The organism is Streptomyces sp. S3(2020), from assembly GCF_013044505.1.
Classification (GTDB): domain Bacteria; phylum Actinomycetota; class Actinomycetes; order Streptomycetales; family Streptomycetaceae; genus Streptomyces.
On the sequence record NZ_JABERD010000494.1, the window covers coordinates 1 to 1607 of the forward strand.

The window sequence follows — 1607 nt, forward strand, 5'->3', positions numbered from 1 at the left end:
CCGAGTACTGCGGCGAAGAGTCCGCACAGGACTTCCTCTTCCGGGGTGCGCGGGGCGCGTCCTTCGGCGTCCCCGCCGACCAGGGGTTCGGGCAGGGCCCTGCGGTCCAGCTTGCCGTTGGCAGTCAGCGGCAACGCCTCAAGGACCACGAACGCGGCCGGGACCATGTACTCCGGCAGCACCCCGCCGACGAACCGCCGCACACCCTCCGCATCCACCCGGCCACCCACGCCGGGAACGACGTAGGCGACGAGCCGTTTGTCACCGGGCCGGTCCTCACGCACCACCACCGCACACTGCACGACCCGCTCATGCCGCATCAGAACCGCCTCGATCTCCCGCGGCTCGATCCGGAACCCCCGCACCTTCACCTGCTCATCGACACGCCGCAAGAACTCCAACGCCCCATCACGACGCCAGCGCCCCACATCCCCCGTCCGATACATCCGCTCACCAAACCCACCGAACGGGCACGCGACAAACCGCTCCCCCGTCAGACCCGCACGCCCCACATACCCGTGCGCCAGACCCGAACCCGCCACATACAACTCCCCCGGCACCCCCACCGGCACCGGCCGCAACCACTCGTCCAGGACAAACACCTGCTTGCCCGCCAACGGCACACCGATCGGCACCGACCCGGCACCCTCCACCACCCCACCGATCAGATGACTGGTGGTGAACCCCATCGACTCCACCGGCCCATAACCGTTCAGCACCCGAAGCCCCGGATGACGCTCACACACCCGCGCCACATGCGACACCGACGCCGCCTCACCCGCCGTCATCACCGTCCGCAACCCCGCAAACAGCCCCGGATAGTCATCCACCAACACGTTGAACAAACTCGCCGACAACTGCAGCACCGTCACACCACACCCGGCCACCAGCCCCGCGATCTCCTCCAGATCCGTCCGCGACCCCACCGGCAACACCGTCCGACCACCATGGAACAGCGCCGAGAACACCTCCAACGCAAACGCGTCCCACGACACCGGCGACGACTGCAAATACACGTCATCCGCCCGGAACTCCAGATAATCCGGACCCACAAACGTCGACACCAACGCCCGATGCGACGCCACCACACCCTTCGGCCGCCCCGTCGAACCCGACGTGAACATCACACACGCCGCACCCCACCCACCACACACCACGGAGAGATCGGAGTCGTCCCGTGCCGCTATCAGTGCGGCGTCACGGTCGAGCAGGACACGGCGCGGCCCGGACTCGGGCAGCGGGCGAGCAAGATCGTCACGAGTCACGAGAACACGAACACCGGCGTCGGTGACGATGGTGGCCAGCCGCTCGACCGGGAAGGCCGGATCCAGCAGCGTGTAGGCCGCCCCCGCCTTCAACACAGCCAGCAACGACACGATCAACTCGGGCCCACGCTCAAGATGAACCCCCACCACCCCACCCGGCACCACACCCACATCCACCAGATGCCTGGCCAACCGATTCGCCCGACCATTCACCTCCCCATACGTCAACTCCACCCCACCCTGAACCAACGCCACCGCATCCGAATCGACCCGCACCCGCGCCTCGAACACCTCAGGCACCGAACGACCATCCACCACCCCAACCCCGACACCACTCCACTC

Annotated in this window: 1 protein-coding gene; it reads right to left on the reverse strand. The window is 67.3% G+C overall.

Features of this window, described 5'->3' with window-relative positions; translation table 11 throughout:
- Positions 1-1565, reverse strand: a 1565-nt coding sequence (locus HLK59_RS49880) for an amino acid adenylation domain-containing protein (protein ID WP_346780013.1), incomplete at its 3' end; no start/stop codon positions are given.
- Between the last annotated feature and the right edge of the window lie 42 nt (positions 1566-1607).